The organism is Chryseobacterium sp. Leaf404 (genome assembly GCF_001424145.1).
Taxonomy (GTDB): Bacteria; Bacteroidota; Bacteroidia; order Flavobacteriales; family Weeksellaceae; genus Chryseobacterium.
Map to the genome: position 1 here is coordinate 514,814 of NZ_LMQM01000012.1, position 20,789 is coordinate 535,602.

Genomic DNA, 20,789 nt, shown 5'->3' on the forward strand with positions numbered 1-20,789 from the left:
ATTATTGATACATTGATACAAATTTCTCAAGACCGTCTCTCTGGCCACTTCCTACGGCTTCGAATTTCCATTCTCCATTTCTGTTATAGATTCTTCCGAATTCTACGGCAGTTTCGATTGAGAAATCTTCGTCTAATTCATATTTCAGAATCTCTTCATTGGTATCTGTGTTAAAAATCCTGATAAAGGAGTTTCTCACCTGCCCGAAATTCTGTCTTCTAGAATCTGCCTCATGAATCGTCACTACAACAGTAATTTCCTTAATGGCATCATCAATTTTAGTTAAATCAATTTTAATCTGCTCGTCATCACCCTCACCATCGCCTGTAAGGTTATCACCCGAGTGAATCACAGATTTATCCGGAGATTCCAGGTTGTTATAAAAAATAAAATGGTTGTCTGAAACCAGTTTTTTGCTGTCATTCAGTAAAAACAATGAAGCATCCAAATCAAAAGACCCTCCTGTGGAAGTATTATTGGTATCCCATCCCAAACCGATGGTAAATTTTGGTGCGCTGATGTTTTCTCTCTGTCCTTTCTGTAAGTTAATTGCCATAGTAGATTTCTGTTTGTGTTAAAGTGTTTATATTATTTTTAAATTCTTTTAATAAATGATAATTGTTGCTAATTGCAAGCTCAATCAGATCATCCAGATGCTGTTTTTTAATTTTAGACGTAAGATAATCAAAATTACCTGAATCTAAGCCCAAAATATACTTAACAATTCTGGTATTGTAGCTGAAACTCTCTTTAGAAATTACCTCAACCACGTCGTAAACGTTTTTCACTGCGTAATAATTAAAATAGTTTTCAATCTTCGGATCGATATCAAAATTCATCAGTTCTGCATAATACATGAAGAGAAAATCTGCTTCCACTGCATACTGACGGAGAATTTTGTTTACGGTGTACTCATGGCTTCCCGTAATTTTGATATCATCAATAAATATACAGAGTTTACCTCTTAAAAAATCTTTATCAAGATAATACGTATCGTTGGCGATCAGATTTTTACGGTCTTCAAAGCTAAGATTTCCGTAATCTGTAGTATAGGTGTGGTTTCTATTGATTTTTGAGATAATACTGGATTTTTTTCCTTTTTGGAAAAGATAAAAATCAAGATGTTTTTTAAAGTAAAAACACAGAAAATTGGAAGCCGTTGGAATGGCCATGTACGGACTTGGCAGCACTACAATATCTTTGTCTGTATCTAATATCTCCTGATGATCAGCCAAAAATCCTTCAAAAAGTTCTTTTGCAAATTTCTCTGCATAAGATTTATCTCCGTACTTGAAATAACTGTATTCTGCGGGCGAAAAAGTAAATTCTTCAGCAGAATTTATTTTGTGTAAACTGTATCGTTTGTTCATATTTGTATTTGTGGTTTTAGTAAATGGGCACTGAATCCGAAATCTTTTGCACCCTTGTAATCCGCAACCGGATTGTCGCCAATGTGGAGGATTTTCTTCATCTGTAAATCTTTATTTCCAATTAAATTTTTCACCTCCTGAAAAACGAGTGGATTTGGTTTGGAAATTTTCAGTTCATCAGAGTAAATATGGAAATCGATGTACCGATCAAGGTTTTCTTCAATCAAAAACTTTCTCATTGTTTTTCCTTTGATGAAACCTGTGTTGCTCAGAATATTAATCGTTTTTCCCTGATTTTTAATTTCATCAAAAAACTGATGAATATTTTCGAAAATCACAACGGGTTTGTATTTTAAAAACAAATCTTCGCTTTTCTGATAAAATTCGTTGAAGATATCTTTATTCAGTTGTTTTACATCAACATTCAGCGAATTTAAAATCAGCAGGTATATTTCAAAAGTATCCACATTTCCGCCAGTCACTTCATTGATGGTATTGCAAAGATCATCGTAATATTTCACAGTTTTCGCAACCTCATCAAAGGGTCTATCCACTTCAAAAAAAGAAGCAAACAATTCAACTCTTTTAGCTTTAAATTCGGGGTGAGATTTAATCAGGGTAAGCCACAGATCAAAGGAAAAATGATCATGGTTCAGAATGTCAATATCTGTTTTCAAGATGATTTAAGTTAAATTTTTTTTAGCTTCTATTGAAAAAGATCTATTGTGAAAATTTAAAATTTTCTGCCATAGTCTGTGTTTTAAAATCAATTCTATTCAAAGATAAAATTTTTCATTTAATATTGAATTTTTTTAAGAATTTTTAAGAATTAAATTAGAATTTTTACCAGTTTACAGAAAAATTTTAAAATGAAGATTGTGATTAATTTTCACACAGATCATAACTGATTTCGATTTTTTAAAAAGAATTATTACATGCTTATTTTTCCGCGATAACACTGTTTACTTCTCCGGCATCACCTTGTATGTAGGGTCGTCGAAATTCACATCGATTACAGCTTCCGCGTTTTTAAGAATTCTGATACAGTCTTCGCTAAGGTATTTGAGGCGGAGCTCTTTGTTGAGTCCGGCATATTTTTTTGATAATTTGTCTACGGCATCAATGGCACTCATGTCTACAATTCTGCTGTCTCTGAAATTTACAATCACCTTATCAGGATCATTTTCGGGATCAAATTTTTCGGTAAATGCAGTTACAGAGCCAAAAAACAAAGGTCCGGAAATCTCATAAACTTTCACTCCATTTTGGTCTATATACTTCTTTGCACGGATTCTTTTGGCATTATCCCAGGCAAAAACCAAAGCAGAAATAATGACTCCCACCAGTACTGCCAACGCAAGATTATGAAGAAGTACAGTAATTAAAGCCACGGTAATTCCTACAAAAATATCAGACTTCGGCATTTTATTAACAATCCTGATGGAAACCCACTGAAATGTGGAAACTGCCACCATCATCATCACGCCAACCAGCGCAGCCATCGGGATTTTTTCGATAAATGGAGCTCCAACCAAAATGATCAGTAAAATTGTAAACGCCGCAATGATACCTGAAAGTCTTGCTCTTGAACCGGCATTGAGGTTAACCAAAGTCTGCGCAACCATGGCACAACCTCCCATTCCGCCAAAAAAACCGTTGGTAATATTGGCTATTCCCTGGGCAACAGATTCTTTATTGGCGCTTCCTTTAGAATTGGTAATTTCGTCAACCATAGACAAAGTGAGGAGAGATTCTATCAAACCCACCCCTGCCATAATCGCAGCATACGGAAAAATAATCTTCAGAGTCTCTAATGAAAATGGTATTTCAGGAATATGAAAAACGGGTAAACTGCCGCTGATTTTTGCAATATCGGCAACTGTTTTGGTGTGAATTCCGAAAACGGAAACAAAACCCGAAATAATTAAAATTGCCACTAAAGATGCCGGCAATGCTTTCGTGATTTTTGGAAAAAAATACACAACAGCAACCGTTAAAGCCGTCAAACCCGCCATGCTATATAAAGCCGAACCCTGCAGCCAACGTACAGTTCCGTCTGCATTCAAAATTTTAAACTGCTCTACCTGAGCCATAAAAATAATAACCGCCAGGCCATTCAAAAATCCAAACATGACGGGCTGCGGAATTAACCTTACAAATTTCCCAAGTTTAAAAAGACCTACTGAAAGCTGTAAAACACCCGCCAGAAATACAGTTGCAAAAAGATAATCGATGCCGTGAGATTTTATTAAAGCAATTAAAACTACAATCGTAGCTCCCGCTCCACCGGAAACCATCCCGGGACGGCCACCTAAAACCGCTGTTACCAAGCCCATCATAAAAGCAGCGTACAAGCCCGTTAAAGGAGACAACCCGGCCAGAATGGCAAAAGAAATTGATTCCGGAATCATGGTCATTGCAACAGTAAGCCCTGCGAGAATTTCGTTTTTGTAATTTATTTTTTTTGAAAAGTCGAAGAGTTGGAGTGTCGTTCTCATGTGTAGAAATCAGAAATATAAAACGGTCTGATAATTAAAATCTAATGACCGGAAGCAAAGATAAGCACTTACAAATAAATCTGCATTGCTTTTGAAATCTCTTTATCTGCGAAAGACCAAAAAAGTCTGTAGTCTTAAAAGCTCAATTCTTCTGTTTGTATTTTTCAAGTGAGAGATGGATGCCGGAAGTTTCTGCAATTGCTTCTTCTTCCAGCTTCCAGCTTCAGATTTCCGTTTCACTAATTTCTCGGCGCAAACAGGGGCGTCCATTTCTTTTTCTTCATCAGTTCCTTCACTTCTTCGTAGGAAATCGGGTAAAAATTGTGGCAGTCAACACCCACATCGAGGCTTAAACTCATTTCATCATCCGGCAAAGTTCCGTGTGAATGACCGTAGAGTTGCCAGGTTCCTCGGTGTGAGCCGTTCCAGGTACGCATTGCGTAATGCAAAAGAATAATCTTCTGTTTGCCGTTGCTGTTTTCCGGTTCATCAATCCGCAATTCGTGATAGTCCTTTATTGATTCAAACCTTTTCGGATAAGTCAGGGTTGAACCTTCGTGATTGCCTTTTATCAGATGGAATTTGCCGTTGAGCTGATCCAGAATTTCTTTTGTAAAATCGGGTTTGCCCAAACTGACATCACCCAAATGGTAGACGGTATCATCTTCACCGATTTTCTCATTCCACCGTTTGATGAGTTCTTCATTCATCTGTTCCAAAGACTCAAAAGGCCTTTCGGAAAATTTTATAATATTGGCATGACCGAAATGATGGTCTGCCGTAAAAAATATATTTGTTTTCATTTTTTCAATGTTGGGTGCTGAATGTTTTTTCACATAGTTAAAACATGCTTCAGCAATCTTCCTGCTTGTTAATTATTAAATTCATTTCAATTAAGAAAAGTAAATATTCAAAGCTTTGATGATACTTTTCACGTTGGTGTTTGGATAAAATCCGGAACTTAACATTGTTCAAAACTTCCCGATCTCCTCTCCCATCTTCCCACTTCGTCACACCATCATATCCGCACAATTTGAACTTGCGAATGCGTAAGGTTTAGCTTTAAACACATATCCCATTCCCAAAATATATCCCATTGCATCTTTCAAAGCGACATTGGATTTGAATTCCGGATTGGTATTAATATCTGCATGAACTTCCATTTCCACACCGTACATTTCCAAAATAGAGCAGATTGCATAAGCGATTTCTACAGATTTGTTAACCTCGTTCAGCATTCGTTCTTTAATGCTGATTGTTTGAATTTCTCTTTGTTTTCTGATAAATGTAAACGCTCCTTTTCCCTCACGGATAAAGACAACTGCGGTTGCATAACTGATCTCATCACCATACACATGAGAATCTGAACCCACACAAACTTTCAGTCGGTGTCCGTTGGCCTGTTCGCGGATGATGGCTTCTTCTACCAAAGTTGTGATAGAGTTTCGGAAAATCTTTCCGGTCATGTTTTGCCATGTTTGTTGTTGCGTTTCCATTTTTTCTACATTTTTTGAATTTGTTTTTGTTTTGTTTTGTTAAATTGAAATAATGTGTTTCCACATAATCGTACGGAGAGAAGGAGTCGAACCCTCAATTTCTTGAGCCTAAATCAAGTGCGTCTGCCAGTTCCGCCATCCCCGCGATTTGATGAGCAATAAGTAATTGGTAATGTGTAATTTTTCCAAATAAATTATTGTCCATAATAAATTTGTTGATTCATCAGGACTTGAACCTGAACAACAAGAGTCAAAGTCTTGTGTGCTGACCAATTACACTATGAATCAATGTGAAGAAAAACTAAGCCTGTCATTATTTTTTTTGTTTGATATAAGAACTTCTGCGCTCGACAAACTTTTAATTTTTCTTCGGAACTAATCTCATTTAGTTATTTGAGATGGCTATGGGAATTGAACCCACTCAGTTTTCACAACGGTGTTGCAGACCGCCCCGACTCTCCCACTTCGGCGAACCATCATATTTGATGAGTAATAAGTGATTGGTAATGAGCCATTTTCTCACTTGAAATATTACTTATTGTTAATTACTCATTACTCATCTTTAAGGTTTGTCTATTGTAATTTGTGTTTTTTATAAAGAACTCCTGCTCTTGACAAACCTTTTCTTTCTCTCTTTGAAACAATTAACATGAATTAATTTGTAATTTCGAAAGGATTCGAACCTTCAACCTTCGGTGTAAATACCGATACTCTACCAATTGAGCTACGAAATTTGGTACTCCATAAGGGAATCGAACCCTTGTCGTTCGGTAGAAAGCCGAATGCACTAACCTCTATGCTAATGGAGCAAATTGTCTGGAAAACAGGGTTGTTCATTACTCTTATTTATTGTTTTTAAAGGTATTCACGAATGCTTCGCATTTCGAACCTATGATCTTCCGCGTCCATGGCGGGTAAACAACCACCGTTATCTTTCCAGTTTTCAGATTCACTTCAAATTTTTTTTTCCGAGAGACAGTCGGAGCCAAAATTTTTTCAGTGAATCTTTGTAACCCCAGAAAGAATCGAACTTTCAACCCCCAGTTTAAAAGACTGGTGCTCTAACCAATTGAGCTATGAGATTATTTTTGCTGAACTGTGAATTGTAAATCGTCAATTAGCTACGCTTATCAAATTTTTAAAAATTCATTTGCGAAGCAAAATTCACATTTCACAATTGACCATTTTTCCACTCACCTTTTGGGTTTCTTCGGGGATCGAACCCTGTTTTCCGGTGCCACAAACCGACGCTTTACCAAATAAGCTAAAGAAACCATAAAAAAAGCACCTCTTTTCGGGAGGTGCTGTATCTTTTTTAATGTGTCAGTTCATTAGCTAACCCATGTATATAAGCACCTTTTCTCCACTAATTCATGATCATGACAAAGCATAAGAATTCCTTTCGGCTCCAGCCCCTTAAGAGTTGAATATTGATTGGGTATGTTTTGTAAATGTTTCATTTTGTTCTGTTTTAAAAATGTTTTTTTGATTATTAAAAACGCATTGGTTTTAATTTTCGGTTGCAAAGTAAATATGAATTTTTTTAACTCACAAATTTATTTTTTTTATTAACTATTTGAAAATCAATTAAATATATCTAAATTTTAGAATAAGGAATTCCTGTCCGCAGTGGTTTGCAGATACCAAAATTACCTAAATGACTGTCTCTCATCGGTTTATTAATCACTCTTATTTATCGTATTAAATGTTCATTTTGCATTAAAAAATTTTCAATTTTCTGTTTATTTTTTTTCATTCTAAATAATTTATTCCCTAAAAACACAAAAAACGCCCCGAATATTGAGGCGTTTTTGCAGTATTTTGATTAAATTTTTACAGGTTTACAGTAAATTATTTTCAAAGCCAGCACATTTCGCCTCATTCCACATCACGTGTTCACATCCAGACAATCCCTTTATTGAGGGGCTGTCGCATAGATTTAAACTGATATGTGCTCTTTGAATTGTCATAATTTTACTGTGGCAAAGATAAATGATTTTCTCTTATTGTTGATAATTGTAAAAGTTTGAACAGCCAATTTTAAGCAGTAAATCGGTAAAATCCTGCTCAATTATCATTAGACTATCAAAATATACAAATCATTTTCTAAACATCTTATTCCTCCCCGTTCTATACCTCGAAATATCTTTTAAAATCACCTCATCCTGCGGATTGAAATGTTTCAGTTCGTTGATAATTGAAGTATTGGTTTCCACTTTTTCGGCGATAATTTCGTAGGCAATATTTCGGGTGGTTTCCTGAAGTTTTGGGTCTTTTGTAAACTCATGTTTCATGGCTTCAAGATAGATGAGTTTCTTATCAGAAGGCGTATGTTCATACAGATTTTGAATTTTCTGATTCAGAACTTCTGTGTCGTAGATATTAACAAAATAATTATTAAGACAGTTGAAAGCATCCTTGTTTTCTTCCCAACCCTGCAGCAAAATTTTCTGTGCTGCCTCAGGATTATCCATTTTCTTTCTCTGAATTAATGAAGCTTTTACCATCTGACTGTTTCCTACATAATCATCAACGACCATTTGATAATAAGAATCGGCAGATTTCGTATCATTAATTTGCTTGTACAAATCTCCCACTTTCTCTTTCTGCCCGAGCTCTTTGTACAGGTCAATAGATTTTTGATATTGCTTTGCTTTTTCAAAACAGGATGCGGCTTCTGATGTATTTTTTAACTTTTTCAGATAAACTACGGCAGCCTCGTTGTACAGGCCGCCATCTTCCAGAGTCTGGGCTCCGCGGTAATTGTCCTGAAGCAAATTCATGTAGACTTTCGCAGCTCTCGTGTAGTCTTTTTCGGAAATATATTTTTCGGCTAATTCTTCATATTTATTTCTGATTCTGTCGAAAAGTGAATCTTCAAGATAGAAATTTCCGCCACCGCTTCTTCCTCTTCCTGACGCATCTCCTGATTTTTCCTTGTCTTTGAGACCGGTGATGATCAGTAAAATAATAATGGCAACCACAACAAAAATGGCCAGATTTCCGATGACGCTCCAGAATGTTTTCTGAAAAAGTTCTGAAAAAATTGCTACAATTTTGATGACAGCCAAAATTAAAACTGCCATGAAAAATTTTTCTGTAAACTTCTGCTTATTCATCGTCATCAGATTTTAGAATGGTTTTATCTTCCCTGAAAAGCCTGTAAAGAAGCAGCACAACGAAGATGATGAGCAACCACACAAACCAGTTGTAGCCAAACATCGCAATGATGGGATAGAAAATATACACCAGCAAAGCCAGCAGAACGGTCATGAGAAAGATTTTTACTCCGGTGGGAACATTTTCACCTCCCGTATCAAGCGGTTTTCTCTGTACAAAAAATAAATACCCGAAAATAACAGCAGTTATCAGTAAAATAAGTCCGATAATTTCTGTAAATGAAACAGATTTTTTAGGCAAAGAAAGCGGCTCCATAGTCTGGATGGAAGACGGCTCCTCCGGAATAGCATAAGCTCGTGGCACATATTCTTTTGTTCCGTATCGGTAAGAGAGAGAATCACGCACCGGAGCCTGCTGTCTCTCAACAATTTCTGCAATAAAAACTTTGTCATAAACCTTTGAAGAACCTGCATCTCTCAAAGAATCTGTAATTTTTCCAGTTAAAACCGTTTCATTTTCCACCAGAAATTTATCTATTTTACCTTTGTAAACATTTCTCAGCGAGTCTTCTGCCGTTTTTATTCTTTTCTGTATCGCCAGATATTCCATCTGAATTTTTTCGACTGGCCGCCCGCCGTTTTTCACATATTCCTCATACCTTTTTTCACGTTTAGAACTCATCAGAATCATCATTGCATCACTGTTTTCTTTTCTGAGCTGATTTCTTTTGTCTCCAAACATCGAATCAATTTTCATATCGATATCTGTCACGCCAGACTGATAAGCAATCGCAGGAGGCGGAGGCGTTGGTGCGCCTTCCATTATTGAAGCGTCGCTGGCGTGTACATTTTCAGATATTTCAGACGAACTTTCTTTTTCCAGGAAGAAAAATATTCTTGCAATCCCGAAAACAATCAGAACTACATAAAAAATCCACCTGTAATTCCCTGAACTACTGCCTTTTGACGAACCGTCTGCTCCTGAAGATGATCTGCCTCCGAAAATTTTGTCAAACCAGCTTGTAAATTTATACTGGCTGAAACCGTCGCCTCTCGAAGTTCCCATAATATCAAGCGGAACACCCAATTCTACAGCTCTTTCGGGATGCTTTTCTATGTATTTCAGGTATTTTTCAATTTCTTTTTTATTCCCCGCCATTACTTTTTTCATGTCAAAAGGAAGATTTTTCATCCACTCTTCTTCAGTTTGCGGTTTTTGGAGGGCTTCCAACACTTTTTCATCATCCATTTCCACCATGAAACTTTTGATTTCAGAAGGATTTTCCACACCATTGGACGGTTTTTTTACGTTGTCTAAACTGATTTCAGGATTCTGAATGACTGCAAGCCAATCAATTTCCAAATTTAATTTCACCAAGCCAAAATCAGGGTGCATCACAATGTAATCCGCAACAATATTTTTCCAGTCTTCAGGATTTATTTTGGGATAAAAAACAGTGTTTTCGGGAATAAAAAGCTTGTCATCAACATTTTGAAAATAAGCATTTTTACCAATTTCCGCAGGCGCGTGGTGTTTAAAAATAAGAAAACATCCGTATAAAATATTGAGCTCGCTGGAAGGAACTGGATAGGACTGAACTTCATTCAAATCAATCCCCAGAATTTCCATTTCCTGAAGCCACATCAAAGGTGAGGAAGCTTTAATTAAAAGTCCTTTTTTGGGATAAGTATTTTTCGGAAAAGGCTGTATTCTAAGTTCCATGCTCCCAGATTTGTTCTATAAAGGGTTGCAGATATTCATCGTACATTTCTTCCATTTTTCTCACTCTGAGAAGGCTGTTTTTAGGCAAATAATATTCTGAACCTCCGAAATCTTTTTCTGTTGCCATCGCCAGAAAACCGTTGTCAGATGAGGGAATATAAAATTCCGGAATATTTTTGTTACTGCTTCTGAAAGAGAGCATTCCTCTCGAATCTGTGATCACCTCGCTGCCGTCTGAAAAAGTAAATCTGTTTTTGTTCTGCTGTGTAAAAATCTTCAGTGGATGCCTGTTTCTGTACATCGTAAGAGAATTATCATACAGTTTATTGATTTCATTGTGAGAAATTACCAGATTTTCTTCAGCATTGATACAGATATTTGTAAAATTACTCAGAATTTTTATTCCTGAACGATTGAGCTTTTTCAGTTCTGCTTCTATTTTTATATTGCTTTTTGTAATTTCAATATTATTGTCTACGGTTTCAACATCCAAAGTTCCGTCCGGACTGAATTCAAAAATCTGAGGAGCTTCATTATCCCGAAGGTAAAATTTCTTATTAAAATAATTCAGTTCAAAGCTGTGTGGAATATTTTTTCCACTGAGATTGAGTTCAGAATATTCTTTGGTATTTAAATTTAGTTTAGACAGAAATCTTTTTTCCGGCAGATACTGAGCGAGAATATATTGCTGAGCTTTGTTTCTTGCCAGCGCAAACTGCCCTTTCGGCTTTACAGATATATTTTCGATTAAAACTTCACAACCTCTGTGGATATTGTAATATTCGTAATAATTTTTATTGTAATAATTATCAGAAAGATACGTCTTCAAAAGTTGTTTTTTTGAGCTTAAAATAAAGAAATCTCCTTCGTGCAGAAAATTGGCAATTTTAGTCAGCGGAACGGGAAACAGAATCGGATAGTTCAGAGGAACATCTGCTTTTTTACCGTTGCCTGAATTTACATTTTGTGCCTTCTGCCTGTTTTTAGGCGGATTTGCCCATAATTCATTTAAAGGAAGCATCATTTTCTGAACGTGCTTTCTGGTTCCCTTGTGATGCTTGTAAAAATTGAGTTCACCGTCCGCAGAAGTCGTTACGAGAAATTTCAGCTGATCCCTGTTTTCATGGATGACTTTCTGAAGATTGGGATGATTTAAATTTTCCTGATGGGTGATAAAAAAAACTTCCAGATTTTTCTCTGTATGTTCTTCATTAAAAAACTTCTGCAAAGCCTGTGAAACCTCCAAAACCGAACTCACATGATTCAGATTTTCCATCACCTCATCCACTTTATCAAGATTGATGAGAATCGTAGATTGTCCCAACGCAAAAACTTTACATTCAGAATGTGCTTTTGGATGCTTGATGACCGCAATCGCCGATGCAAACGCCAAAACTTTTGGTGTTCCCCAGTTTTTGAGCGAAGTATCGATGAGAATTATTCGTTCAAAAATATTTTCTTCAGGCGGAATTTCTCTCTGAATGTATAAAGCTTCGTTGTTGGCGACACGGTTCATGAAAACCTCATCTTCATTGGCAAATTCAGACAGAAGCATTCTGCTGAAATCTCCTTTGTTGGTCATATCCGAAACCCCGCCAATCGGCTGTTCGCCGGGAGAAAGATGTCTCATCGGAATTTTCAGTCCGCTCCATATTCTTTTAATTAAACTTCCCACCTGAAAAGTTTTCGGTTCTTCGACGAGTTGCTGAATAAAATCTTTATCGGTTTCTACAGTGGTTTCTTCTTCTACAACTTCGTCTTCCAGCTCGGGAATTTCAATAACTCCCTGCAAAGCTTTTTCAATAGATTCTGTGGTCGGAAACTTTTTATTTATTTCAGCAAGTGCATTAATATCCTTTCTGAATACTTTACTGGTAAGTTCCAGGACGTTGGCAGACCTCTCAATAATGTCGGGTCGGGAAACATAATTATCACACAATTCTTTTGATTTTGAGAAAGTGAGGCTCATCTTGTTTCCGGCAAATAAAGCCTGAATCAGAAAGACTCTGTTTCGTCCGGTTTTATATTTACGGTCTAAAATCTCCAGTTTTTTGAGTAAAAAAACAGCTTCATTATAAGATGCCTCGACTTCCTCTCTTGATATGTGTCTTTTCAGGTCGTCGACCAAAGTTCTCAAGTGTTTGTAGCCATCCTGAGTGGCGTACAAAACCATAAGCAATGCTCCAAACGGCGGCCATCCCTGCAACTGTAGTTCTTTCAGAATTTCAATAATGTAAACACGGTATCCTACAACCGAGGCAGCCGCTGGAAAATAAACGATGTTGTGACTCGTTATGGTCTTCGAATCATCCTGAATATCGCTATCTGTCTGCCATTCCCAGAAATAATCTTTGTAGGACTGAAAATATTCTTTTACATCCATTCCTTTGATTTTTCAGTGAGACGGAATGAGCTTACAGAAAGTTTCCGGAAATCTTTTTTATTAAGATACAAAACATTTCCATCTTCGTTCCACAAAAGCCATTGTTCCTGATTTGAGTTATATTTTCTTTGAAGTAATGAACTCATATTTTTAAATTCAAAATCAAAACCTGTCGGTAAAAGATGATTGTCTTTTGACCAATACGTTTTTCCTCTCAGGCTCAACATCGGACTTCCTAAAAATAATGCTTTATCGTTGATGACAATCCAATCTAATTTTTCCAGTTTAAATTTTGGAAATGTGATAATCATTTCTCTTATTTCAGAAATTGGACACAGTATAGCGGTTGCAGGCTGCTCGTATTCGCTTGGTTTTAATCTCACCTCTACTTTTTCGTCTATTCCAAAGAAATTATTATTTGAGATGGGAAAAGTGAGTTTTAAAGCTTTGTCAATGACAGTCCACAGCAAAGCCGTTCGCATTTTTTTTGTGGGAACCAGGGCATTAATTCTAAATAAAAGTCCGTTTCTTAATTCGTATAAAATAAAGTTGGGCACCTGCTGAATTTCGGGCGAAACAGCCTGTTCGTCGGTGAAACCTTTCAGCCAGATCACTTCCCCATCTGTGGCGATGTGAATATTTTTCCAGTCGCGGATGGAGCCTAAAAAATCTTCATCAGCTTTAGGAAGTTCTGCCCAGAATTCTTTTAAACTGCCTGAAGGATCTTTTGCCATAAGCTTTCTATTTCCTGTTGGATGTATAGTTTCTGCTCAGGATTTCTGATCCAGTCGCAGCGTGTTTGCAGGTATCTCAGTTTGTCTTTGATCACATTCTGCTCCTCAAAAGTTAAATTTCCGTTTTGCCATTGGTCGATTAAGATTTTTACATCTTTCATCACCTCTTCCGGATTCGGAGCCTTGTTTTGCAAAGCCTGCGGATGGGATTTTGGATTATCATCTTTCTCAATAGTTCGGTTGATAATTCCTTCCAGAATTTCAATCTGTTCTTCGGTGTCCCAAATATGTTTCAGCACCCATAAATCTGAAAGAATTGCTTCATTTCTTCCGCAAATCAAAGCACTCGCAGCAATCAGATTCTGGAGTTTTACAGCACGACGGTCGGAAATGGCGATTCCTGTATTCCGGAGATTGATGATGGTATTTAAATAAACTTCATAGATCGGTTTTAAATCAACAGTTTTACAAAGCTGCTGAAGTTCTTTGATTTCATGGGCAAGAATTTCCGGACTTTCGCTTTCTAAAATATTTTCCAGTCTTCTACCCGCCAAAAGCACCTGTTGAAGGAGATCAGGATTGACATAATCTACATTGATTCTGATAAGAAAACGGTCGAATAATGCATTTAAAGCCTCATCTTCCGGAAGAACGTTGCTTGCGCCCACAAACATTAATGCAGGGAGATTTCTGGTTTCCTTTCCTCTTTTGAAAATCTTCTCATTTAAAGCCATCAGAAGTGAATTCAGAATCGCAGAATTGGCATTGAAAATCTCATCCAGAAAAACCATTGACGCTTCGGGCATCATCCCGTCGGTATTGGTAAACAGCTCGCCCTCTTTCAGTTTTCTGATATCGAAAGGACCGAAAATCTCGTTAGGTTCTGTGAAACGGGTTAAAAGATATTCGAAGTTTTTACCGTCGGTTACTGTTTTGGCTAAAGTTCTTACAATTGCTGATTTTGCAGTTCCCGGAGGACCGTACAAAAATGCATTTTCCCTTGCCAAAAGGCAGATTCCGAGGAGATCTACGACATCGTTTTTGCCGACGAAGGTGTCTTTGACGAAGGCTAAAACTTTGTTTAGTTTTTCTATATTTTGAGTCATTGTTTAATATTCTGTTTAAAATAATGGAATATTGATTTTACCCTTTCAGGGATTTTTTATTTTAGGTCAAAATCTGTCACAAGGCTTTACCCTGTGCTGCTGATTTCGCCACTTTGTGGCTTTATAGGTTCTGAATTAATGATTTGCAAATCTCTCCAGAAAACATCTTTGTACATCCCAAATTCTGCCATCAAAAGTTGATTGATATAGGGAATTTCTGCCAGTTTGTAAGCCTTATTTTCCAAAATTCTTTCGAGATATAATTTTCTGTAGGTTTGATCTTTTAAGCCTTCCTCAAAGCTTATCTTTTCAGGATATACATCTGAACCGATGGCTGAATAATGAAACTGTACTAAAATTTCATCTAGTATTTTCACCACCGGATCTGCAGCGTCTGCCACATGAAGTGCATCCCTGATTTGCGGTAAAAATCTTAATGATAAGTCTGCCGACAGAACCGCTGAAACATCTTTCAAGCCGTGAAAAGGTGGTAATAATTTCTGTACATCCTTCGCCGTGTCTTTTCTGATTAAGTACAGCTGGGCACTATGATACAAAACTTTTCCAGCCCAAAGTGCAGCTTCTTTACTGAAGGGAATTTTATCTGATAAAAAATTCAGTCTTTCTTTTTCAAATTCAGATTCAAAATATGTGGCAGCATCCTCTTCTTCCTTTTTGGAAATTTCCTGAATGTCGGCAAAAATGGTCATGGTGCCTTCTTTTCGGAGCAGAAAGAGCGTATCTAAGAAAGGGGATTTATTTTCCATCATTAAACAAAAATAATGATATTTCTGAGATGAAGAAATATTGATTTACAGAAAACTAAAATAATTTTTAATAAAAATTGGTCTAAAAAAAAAGATGAAAGATGTAATTGTTTTGACACATGAGTCACATAGTTTTAGTTTTAATTGTCTGCGTATATTTTTAGATCACATAAGTTTTAAAAATCTTTGATTTTCTCTGATGTGTTCTGAATGTTTTCAATATAATAAATTAAAAACTAATGTGACTTATGTGCTTTATTTCATGAAGAATTCAATGCGCTCTGGATTTTGAGAACAAAATGAAAGATGTCATTGTTTTGACACATGAGTCACATAGTTTTAGTTTTAATTGTCTGCGTATATTTTTAGATCACATAAGTTTTGAAAATCTTTGATTTTCTGTCCTGTGTACTAATCCTCTGAACCATTAAGTAACTTGAGTTGTTAAGTTTTTTTAAGGAAATATCTGAAGATATTTATTAAGGTGGCGGCACATTTTCTAATTTAGCATGCTGATTTTCAACCTTAACCTTAACCTTAACCTTAACCTTAGCCTAATCTCTAATGCGCTCCGGATTTTGAGAAAAGGTTGATGATCACTACACCCGCAACGATAAGGCCTATCCCAAGAATGGCAGGTAAATCTAAAGTTTGTTTATACACAAAATATCCTACTAAGGAAATCAAAACAATTCCTACAGCAGACCAAATGGCGTACGCAATGCCAATCGGAATTCCTTTTAAAGCAAATGTCAGTAGATAAAATGAGGCCGTCATTGCGACTACAAATATGATGGTTGGCAAAGGCTTTGTGAACTGTTCGGTCTTTTTCAGGAAAGACGTTCCGATGGTTTCACAAAGAATGGCGGCGGCGAGGAATAGATAATTTTTCAAGAGTTTGGAATTTAAAATTAATTCAAAGATGTTGTTTTCTTCTCAATGATATCCTTCAAAATTACCAAAAAAGAAATTCTATAAAAAATTAAATACCCTTAAAACGTCAGGTTGAACAAGATAATTTTCTGTGAAATTTATTTAACAAACTTTATTACACCGAAAAGTGTTTTATTTAATAGTTTTGCGGTGCTAAAATTCAATTTAATATAAAACTCAACTTACATGTTCAGAACGTTATTATTAATTTCATTCCTTATTACAGCAATTATGTTCGGACAGCAGAATTCGTCAGGGGCAAGCAAAAAACACTTAAACTGCAGACAGAAATTTACAATCTGATTAAAAAGAAGGCTTTGTATTCCGATTCTCTGGACTGGAAAAAAATAGATACAGAACTGTCTAAACTTCCGTTAACTGAAAATGATTCGGTAAGTCAGAAAATTCTGTTTGACTATTATTTGGATCAGCTTAAAGCCGCTGGCGATAACCATTCTTTTTTTATAACAAAAAGTATAATGGAGGAAAAAAGTCAGCAGCCCATGATTCTTAAGCCGGAAGGAAAATATCTCGGGAATAGGATTGCCATGATAAAAGTTCCTGCCTGCAGCAATTATGACAACCAGAAAGATCTTGCCTTCGCAGAAATGGTCCGTTCTGAAATCAAAAGGCTGGATAGTGAAAATACAATTACAGGTTGGGTGGTAGATCTTCGTAATAATATGGGCGGCAATATGTGGCCAATGGTAGCAGGTCTGAACGCCCTTACTGAAGACGGTATCGTTGGATATTTTGTTGCTCCGAGTTATAAATCTCCATGGCTTACCAGAAACGGAAGAATGGTTGGGAGCAAAGCAAAAATCAGTGATTATAAAATTAAAAATCCGAACTTGAAAATTGCTGTTCTCATCAATGAATATACTGCTAGCAGCGGAGAAATGACCGCCATTTCTTTGATTGGACTGCCGAATGTAAGGACTTTCGGGAAAGATTCGATGGGATATATTACCGCCAACGGAACTTTCACGCTTTCCAACGGAGCGAATTTCAATCTGGCGACCAATACCTCAGCCGACAGAACGGGAAAAGTGTATACAGACAGAATTAGACCTGATGTTTACGTGGAAAACCTAAAAACTACGTCCGAAGATGAAGTAATAGAAGAAGCCGAAAAATGGCTCATGATAAAATAATCTTAAAACAGACAACCGCAAAGCATCACACTTTGCGGTTGTCTATTTTAAATTTAAAAAACTGCTATTTCAAGAGATAACCTATCGCACCGCCATCAACCAGCAATTCGGTTCCTGTAATGAAGCTTGCCTGATCTGAAGCTAAGAAAAGTACAGCTTTGGCAATCTCTAAAGGATCACCCATTCTTCCCAATGCGACAGATTTGGCAAATTCATTTTGCATGTCCAGACTTGGAACAGCTTTATCAAAACCTTCTGTTTTTGTAGGTCCCGGACTCACAATATTCACTCTGATTTTTCTATCTGCCAGCTCATTGGCTGCAATCTGGGCAATTTTATTTACCGCTCCTTTGGTTGCTGAATAGACGCTTCCGTACATCTGCGCCGTTGTAGCAACTGTTGATGAATTAAAAACTACAGAAGAACCTTCCGTAAAATGCGGAATCATTTTTTGTAAAGTAAAATAATATCCTTTCACATTCGTATTGAACTGATGATCAAAATCTTCCTCAGTGGTCTGTTCAATCGGTGTAAAAACGGCTGTTCCTGCATTCAGAAAAAGAACATCTACTTTGTTTCCGCTTACTGCAACATGGTTTTCGAGTACAGCAATTCCAGCCAAATTTGAAGTGTCTGAAACTAAAGTTTTCAGTTTTGGATTATTGATTCTTTCTTCCGCTTTTTTCAGATTGTCGGCGTTTCTTCCTGTAATCAAAACGCTGGCTCCCGCTTCAATAAAAGCTTTGGCAGTTGCAAATCCTATTCCGGTACTTCCGCCGGTAATGACTACATTTTTGTCTGTAAAATTCATTTTGTAATTTTTTATTGTTGTTTTACAGAGCAAATGTAAAACGATTCAGTTACTTTTAGTAACTTTGTACCGAAAAATAACAATAACAACGGTGTAACAAAGTAACAATATGGAGTGTCAGGCAAAAGATTTTCAGCAGGAGTATAAAAAAGAAATGCGTGCAGTACAGGATTCTATGGACGTTCTTCACGGCAAATGGAAGATTGCCGTTATCTCTTCTATCTGCTATTACAACAAGAGACGGTTTTCAGATATTCTGAATGATATAGACGGAATTTCCAACAGAATGCTCAGCAAAGAACTGAAGGAACTTGAATTCAACAAACTCATCCACAGAAATGTATTGAATACACAGCCCGTAACGGTAGAATACACTCTGACTGATCATGGAAATACTCTAAAAACCATCATCAATAATCTGAAAGACTGGGGTGTACAGCACCGTAAGAAAATTGTGGAAGGGTAAGATATTTCTTGTTCTTTTGTCTTGAAATCGCAGATTCGACGCAATCAAACAAAAGAACCAAAAATTCAAGACTTGGAAATCCATGATTCGACGTAGTCAAACTCAGCTAAAATTTTGAAGAATATCCTAAAATCTCCGAAATTGACTCCTTTCAGTCGTCGAACCTAAAGGTTTCGGGCGGGAATATTTTTCTTTCATCGAATAAATATTTTTGCCGCCACTCAGACAATGGAGATTTCTTAACGGAAATTCTTCAAAATTTCTTAACGCTTCCGTTTCCTAGGTCGATAAAGAAAAATCCAAAACAATAGCTTATTATAAATTTAAACATCTCCCTTAATTTCTTCTACTAAATTATTATATTTGGTCTGTATTTTTTTAAGATTCTCGGCGAAAATATCATTAAAATTTGGTGGATATGGTTCATTAAAATCAATGGGATTTCGATGATTAAAATGTGAAATTTTTCTTATAGCCTGGTAAGTTGTAACGTGCTTAATATATTTCAAAAATTCATTCGACAATATTTCGTCTGCTTCAGCTAGATGAAATTTTGATTCAATTATTTCTACAATTTCGTTGTGATTTTTTAAAATCACTTCGTTTTCTAAGTAATCATTTGTTTCAATAGGTAATGTATTATGATCACTAAAAAAATTAGGTATTTTTTCAAATAAAATGGTGTCTTTTTGAAGTCTTATATAAATTGGCCAATAGAATTCGGATAGCTGTCTTTCCAAAAAACTTAATTTCCTAAATCTTTTATCTTTCAATAAATCGTTCTCTAATATACTTTTCTGTCTTTTCAAATCCAAGACCTCAGTATTAGAAGTTTTAATTTTTTCAATCATTTTATTGAACCTAAATGCAATAAATAGAATAAGAATTGCCATAATTCCTTTATCAATAAAAATTTTAATGATCTCTTGAGTTAATGTATTGTCCATCGTTCCTAATTGGTTTAAGGTTAAAAAAATAATTCAAATCACAAGTCATCCAAAGCAGTGGATTTCATGACATCGCTATTTATTCTGTCAAAATATGCTAAGGCAACATAGCAACTGGTAACACTATTATTTTTTATAGAAAGTTCAATACTTCCTTTATCGGTATCAAAAACCGAATTATATTCACATTCTCCAAGCTGAACAGAAGTCATTTTTGCGCCGTCGCTCTTTGGCTCATAAGATTGAAATTTTTCAATACTATACTCTGGTGTTCCATATTTCTCAGTTAGTAAGTTTTTTAAAGAAAAATAATTATTCGACAAAGATGACCAATCATTTCTCTCACTAAAAACCACTACAATTTTATTAACAAGATCTTGTTGTTGCAAAGTAGAAATACCAATCATGCAATCTTTATAGCCTGCAAACTCGCCTTTCATCATTGCAATTCCTTTATCTGTACCTGTAAGTACAAAACCAGCTTTTTTCATTTTCGCAACATATTGACTGAGTGTGCCATCTATAGGAACGCCCTTAAAACTTAAATGCTCAGAAGAATTTTGAATTTGTTGAGCTTGAATAGGAAATCCAAGGGTAATTAACATTACAAATGTTAGTATTTTCATCATAGTAAAATTAGTTTTTTATAAAAATCTAATTTACTAAATTCTTTAATAAGAAATGCTAGTGTTAACTCTTTTAATTCAATTAATTAGTGGATGAATGGAATAAAACAATTACTCAATAACTCTCTCAAAATAAAGTTCAGATAAAATAATTTTTATTTCCTGTTCTGCATTTTCCTTTCGCCAGTACACAATAAAGTTTACTTTGACACTCTTCAGATGATAATTTTTCATTCTCATATTTTCAATCTGTGTTGCAAACATCTTTGAGAATTTCAACACAGAATTGCCTTTGCTGTCACAGCATCCACCGTCTGCAATGATACGGTTTGGTAGGAAAAAGCAGAGTCGAAAAATATAGTGTATTAATGATGTTTTCAGAATGTACTCCCGCAACATTCAGTGCTTTGCCAATATATTTGAGGTCATGATTAAAAACATTGTGCCCACAGACAAAATCTACCCCATCCAAAAACTGAATAAACTCAGCCATCGAAGCTTTATGAAAAGAAGCACCATTGTTTCTGATACTTCCGATATCAAGTACTTTCCCGCTCTTAGGCTCAATTTCTGTATCGATAAATGCGATCGGGAAATGGGTATGTTCTGAATTTTCTGTCAATCTGCGTATTAGTTTTTATTATTCGCTTATGGAT

General features: G+C 36.0%; 20 protein-coding genes and 7 tRNA genes. 2 read left to right on the forward strand and 25 right to left on the reverse strand.

All coding sequences use genetic code 11. From position 1 onward, the window contains the following. Position 1: 1 nt before the first annotated feature. The 20 genes from ASG31_RS13950 to ASG31_RS14045 all read right to left on the reverse strand — a co-directional run bounded on the left by ASG31_RS13950 (position 2) and on the right by ASG31_RS14045 (position 16,090). The gene (locus ASG31_RS13950; protein WP_056033807.1) at positions 2-556 is read right to left on the reverse strand and encodes a TerD family protein; all 555 of its coding nucleotides are present in this window, start codon (positions 554-556) and stop codon (positions 2-4) included. Continuing rightward, positions 546-1,370 carry a phosphoribosyltransferase family protein gene (locus tag ASG31_RS13955; protein WP_056033811.1) on the reverse strand — a complete coding sequence of 275 codons (825 nt, stop codon included), beginning with the start codon at positions 1,368-1,370 and terminating at the stop codon, positions 546-548. Before ASG31_RS13955 ends, ASG31_RS13950 begins: the two co-directional genes overlap by 11 nt. Continuing rightward, the gene (locus ASG31_RS13960) at positions 1,367-2,047 is read right to left on the reverse strand and encodes an HAD family hydrolase (RefSeq protein ID WP_056033813.1); all 681 of its coding nucleotides are present in this window, start codon (positions 2,045-2,047) and stop codon (positions 1,367-1,369) included. The genes ASG31_RS13955 and ASG31_RS13960 overlap by 4 nt, the downstream gene beginning before the upstream one ends. 285 nt (positions 2,048-2,332) lie before the next feature. Then, positions 2,333-3,868: a SulP family inorganic anion transporter gene (locus ASG31_RS13965; RefSeq protein WP_056033816.1), complete on the reverse strand. Its 1,536-nt coding sequence runs from the start codon at positions 3,866-3,868 to the stop codon at positions 2,333-2,335. Between the two features lie 239 nt (positions 3,869-4,107). Then, positions 4,108-4,671: a metallophosphoesterase family protein gene (locus tag ASG31_RS13970; protein ID WP_056034051.1), complete on the reverse strand. Its 564-nt coding sequence runs from the start codon at positions 4,669-4,671 to the stop codon at positions 4,108-4,110. A 207-nt stretch (positions 4,672-4,878) separates the two neighbouring features. Then, entirely contained in the window at positions 4,879-5,364 is a 486-nt protein-coding gene (locus ASG31_RS13975; RefSeq protein WP_056033819.1) for a ribonuclease H-like YkuK family protein, read from the reverse strand. 71 nt (positions 5,365-5,435) lie between these two features. Further along, positions 5,436-5,509, reverse strand: a tRNA-Leu gene (locus ASG31_RS13980). Between the two features lie 70 nt (positions 5,510-5,579). Next, positions 5,580-5,652: transfer RNA gene (locus ASG31_RS13985), tRNA-Gln, on the reverse strand. A 108-nt stretch (positions 5,653-5,760) separates the two neighbouring features. Beyond that, positions 5,761-5,842, reverse strand: a tRNA-Cys gene (locus ASG31_RS18600). 184 nt (positions 5,843-6,026) lie between these two features. Beyond that, a tRNA-OTHER gene (locus ASG31_RS13990) sits at positions 6,027-6,098 on the reverse strand. Next, positions 6,099-6,173: transfer RNA gene (locus tag ASG31_RS13995), tRNA-Glu, on the reverse strand. A gap of 201 nt (positions 6,174-6,374) precedes the next feature. Then, positions 6,375-6,448, reverse strand: a tRNA-Lys gene (locus tag ASG31_RS14000). A gap of 119 nt (positions 6,449-6,567) precedes the next feature. Beyond that, positions 6,568-6,638, reverse strand: a tRNA-His gene (locus ASG31_RS14005). 825 nt (positions 6,639-7,463) lie between these two features. Then, positions 7,464-8,483 (reverse strand): tetratricopeptide repeat protein, encoded by a 1,020-nt coding sequence (locus ASG31_RS14015; protein ID WP_056033827.1) that lies wholly within the window; start codon positions 8,481-8,483, stop codon positions 7,464-7,466. Further along, complete coding sequence (locus tag ASG31_RS14020) at positions 8,476-10,206, reverse strand: hypothetical protein (protein WP_056033830.1); 1,731 nt, start codon at positions 10,204-10,206, stop codon at positions 8,476-8,478. The genes ASG31_RS14015 and ASG31_RS14020 overlap by 8 nt, the downstream gene beginning before the upstream one ends. Continuing rightward, positions 10,196-12,589 (reverse strand): hypothetical protein, encoded by a 2,394-nt coding sequence (locus tag ASG31_RS14025; RefSeq protein ID WP_056033833.1) that lies wholly within the window; start codon positions 12,587-12,589, stop codon positions 10,196-10,198. Before ASG31_RS14025 ends, ASG31_RS14020 begins: the two co-directional genes overlap by 11 nt. Beyond that, the gene (locus tag ASG31_RS14030) at positions 12,580-13,323 is read right to left on the reverse strand and encodes a hypothetical protein (RefSeq protein ID WP_056033836.1); all 744 of its coding nucleotides are present in this window, start codon (positions 13,321-13,323) and stop codon (positions 12,580-12,582) included. The genes ASG31_RS14025 and ASG31_RS14030 overlap by 10 nt, the downstream gene beginning before the upstream one ends. Then, positions 13,296-14,429: an AAA family ATPase gene (locus tag ASG31_RS14035; protein WP_056033839.1), complete on the reverse strand. Its 1,134-nt coding sequence runs from the start codon at positions 14,427-14,429 to the stop codon at positions 13,296-13,298. Before ASG31_RS14035 ends, ASG31_RS14030 begins: the two co-directional genes overlap by 28 nt. Positions 14,430-14,515: 86 nt before the next feature. Continuing rightward, positions 14,516-15,199 (reverse strand): hypothetical protein, encoded by a 684-nt coding sequence (locus tag ASG31_RS14040; protein ID WP_241493140.1) that lies wholly within the window; start codon positions 15,197-15,199, stop codon positions 14,516-14,518. A 558-nt stretch (positions 15,200-15,757) separates the two neighbouring features. Continuing rightward, positions 15,758-16,090, reverse strand: coding sequence for a DMT family transporter (locus ASG31_RS14045; RefSeq protein ID WP_056033840.1), 333 nt, complete (start codon positions 16,088-16,090; stop codon positions 15,758-15,760). Between the two features lie 356 nt (positions 16,091-16,446). Between ASG31_RS14045 and ASG31_RS14050 the strand changes: the two genes are divergently transcribed. Then, positions 16,447-17,283 (forward strand): S41 family peptidase, encoded by an 837-nt coding sequence (locus ASG31_RS14050; protein ID WP_056033843.1) that lies wholly within the window; start codon positions 16,447-16,449, stop codon positions 17,281-17,283. 64 nt (positions 17,284-17,347) lie between these two features. Here the strand turns inward: ASG31_RS14050 and ASG31_RS14055 are convergent, their stop codons facing one another. Continuing rightward, on the reverse strand, positions 17,348-18,094 hold the full coding sequence (locus ASG31_RS14055; RefSeq protein WP_056033847.1) for an SDR family oxidoreductase: 747 nt from the start codon (positions 18,092-18,094) through the stop codon (positions 17,348-17,350). Positions 18,095-18,203: 109 nt separating this feature from the next. Between ASG31_RS14055 and ASG31_RS14060 the strand changes: the two genes are divergently transcribed. Next, positions 18,204-18,560, forward strand: a complete 357-nt coding sequence (locus ASG31_RS14060) for a winged helix-turn-helix transcriptional regulator (RefSeq protein WP_056033851.1) — start codon at positions 18,204-18,206, stop codon at positions 18,558-18,560. Between the two features lie 323 nt (positions 18,561-18,883). Here the strand turns inward: ASG31_RS14060 and ASG31_RS14065 are convergent, their stop codons facing one another. The 4 genes from ASG31_RS14065 to ASG31_RS14075 form a co-directional block, all read right to left on the reverse strand. Beyond that, positions 18,884-19,507 carry a hypothetical protein gene (locus tag ASG31_RS14065; RefSeq protein WP_056033854.1) on the reverse strand — a complete coding sequence of 208 codons (624 nt, stop codon included), beginning with the start codon at positions 19,505-19,507 and terminating at the stop codon, positions 18,884-18,886. Between the two features lie 38 nt (positions 19,508-19,545). Then, complete coding sequence (locus ASG31_RS14070; protein WP_056033857.1) at positions 19,546-20,136, reverse strand: hypothetical protein; 591 nt, start codon at positions 20,134-20,136, stop codon at positions 19,546-19,548. Positions 20,137-20,244: 108 nt separating this feature from the next. Further along, the gene (locus ASG31_RS18605; protein ID WP_157844473.1) at positions 20,245-20,397 is read right to left on the reverse strand and encodes a hypothetical protein; all 153 of its coding nucleotides are present in this window, start codon (positions 20,395-20,397) and stop codon (positions 20,245-20,247) included. Positions 20,398-20,431: 34 nt separating this feature from the next. Continuing rightward, entirely contained in the window at positions 20,432-20,755 is a 324-nt protein-coding gene (locus tag ASG31_RS14075; RefSeq protein WP_056033860.1) for a hypothetical protein, read from the reverse strand. Positions 20,756-20,789 lie beyond the last annotated feature (34 nt).

Coding starts and splice junctions, on each gene's coding strand:
- ASG31_RS13950 (WP_056033807.1), bottom strand. CDS start 556: ATGGCAATTAACTTACAGAAAGGACAGAGAGAAAACATCAGCGCACCA.
- ASG31_RS14030 (WP_056033836.1), bottom strand. CDS start 13,323: ATGGCAAAAGATCCTTCAGGCAGTTTAAAAGAATTCTGGGCAGAACTT.
- ASG31_RS13965 (WP_056033816.1), bottom strand. CDS start 3,868: ATGAGAACGACACTCCAACTCTTCGACTTTTCAAAAAAAATAAATTAC.
- ASG31_RS14020 (WP_056033830.1), bottom strand. CDS start 10,206: ATGGAACTTAGAATACAGCCTTTTCCGAAAAATACTTATCCCAAAAAA.
- ASG31_RS14060 (WP_056033851.1), top strand. CDS start 18,204: ATGGAGTGTCAGGCAAAAGATTTTCAGCAGGAGTATAAAAAAGAAATG.
- ASG31_RS14070 (WP_056033857.1), bottom strand. CDS start 20,136: ATGATGAAAATACTAACATTTGTAATGTTAATTACCCTTGGATTTCCT.
- ASG31_RS14040 (WP_241493140.1), bottom strand. CDS start 15,199: ATGATGGAAAATAAATCCCCTTTCTTAGATACGCTCTTTCTGCTCCGA.
- ASG31_RS14055 (WP_056033847.1), bottom strand. CDS start 18,094: ATGAATTTTACAGACAAAAATGTAGTCATTACCGGCGGAAGTACCGGA.
- ASG31_RS18605 (WP_157844473.1), bottom strand. CDS start 20,397: ATGTTTGCAACACAGATTGAAAATATGAGAATGAAAAATTATCATCTG.
- ASG31_RS14035 (WP_056033839.1), bottom strand. CDS start 14,429: ATGACTCAAAATATAGAAAAACTAAACAAAGTTTTAGCCTTCGTCAAA.
- ASG31_RS14025 (WP_056033833.1), bottom strand. CDS start 12,589: ATGGATGTAAAAGAATATTTTCAGTCCTACAAAGATTATTTCTGGGAA.
- ASG31_RS14015 (WP_056033827.1), bottom strand. CDS start 8,483: ATGAATAAGCAGAAGTTTACAGAAAAATTTTTCATGGCAGTTTTAATT.
- ASG31_RS13975 (WP_056033819.1), bottom strand. CDS start 5,364: ATGGAAACGCAACAACAAACATGGCAAAACATGACCGGAAAGATTTTC.
- ASG31_RS14065 (WP_056033854.1), bottom strand. CDS start 19,507: ATGGACAATACATTAACTCAAGAGATCATTAAAATTTTTATTGATAAA.
- ASG31_RS13955 (WP_056033811.1), bottom strand. CDS start 1,370: ATGAACAAACGATACAGTTTACACAAAATAAATTCTGCTGAAGAATTT.
- ASG31_RS13970 (WP_056034051.1), bottom strand. CDS start 4,671: ATGAAAACAAATATATTTTTTACGGCAGACCATCATTTCGGTCATGCC.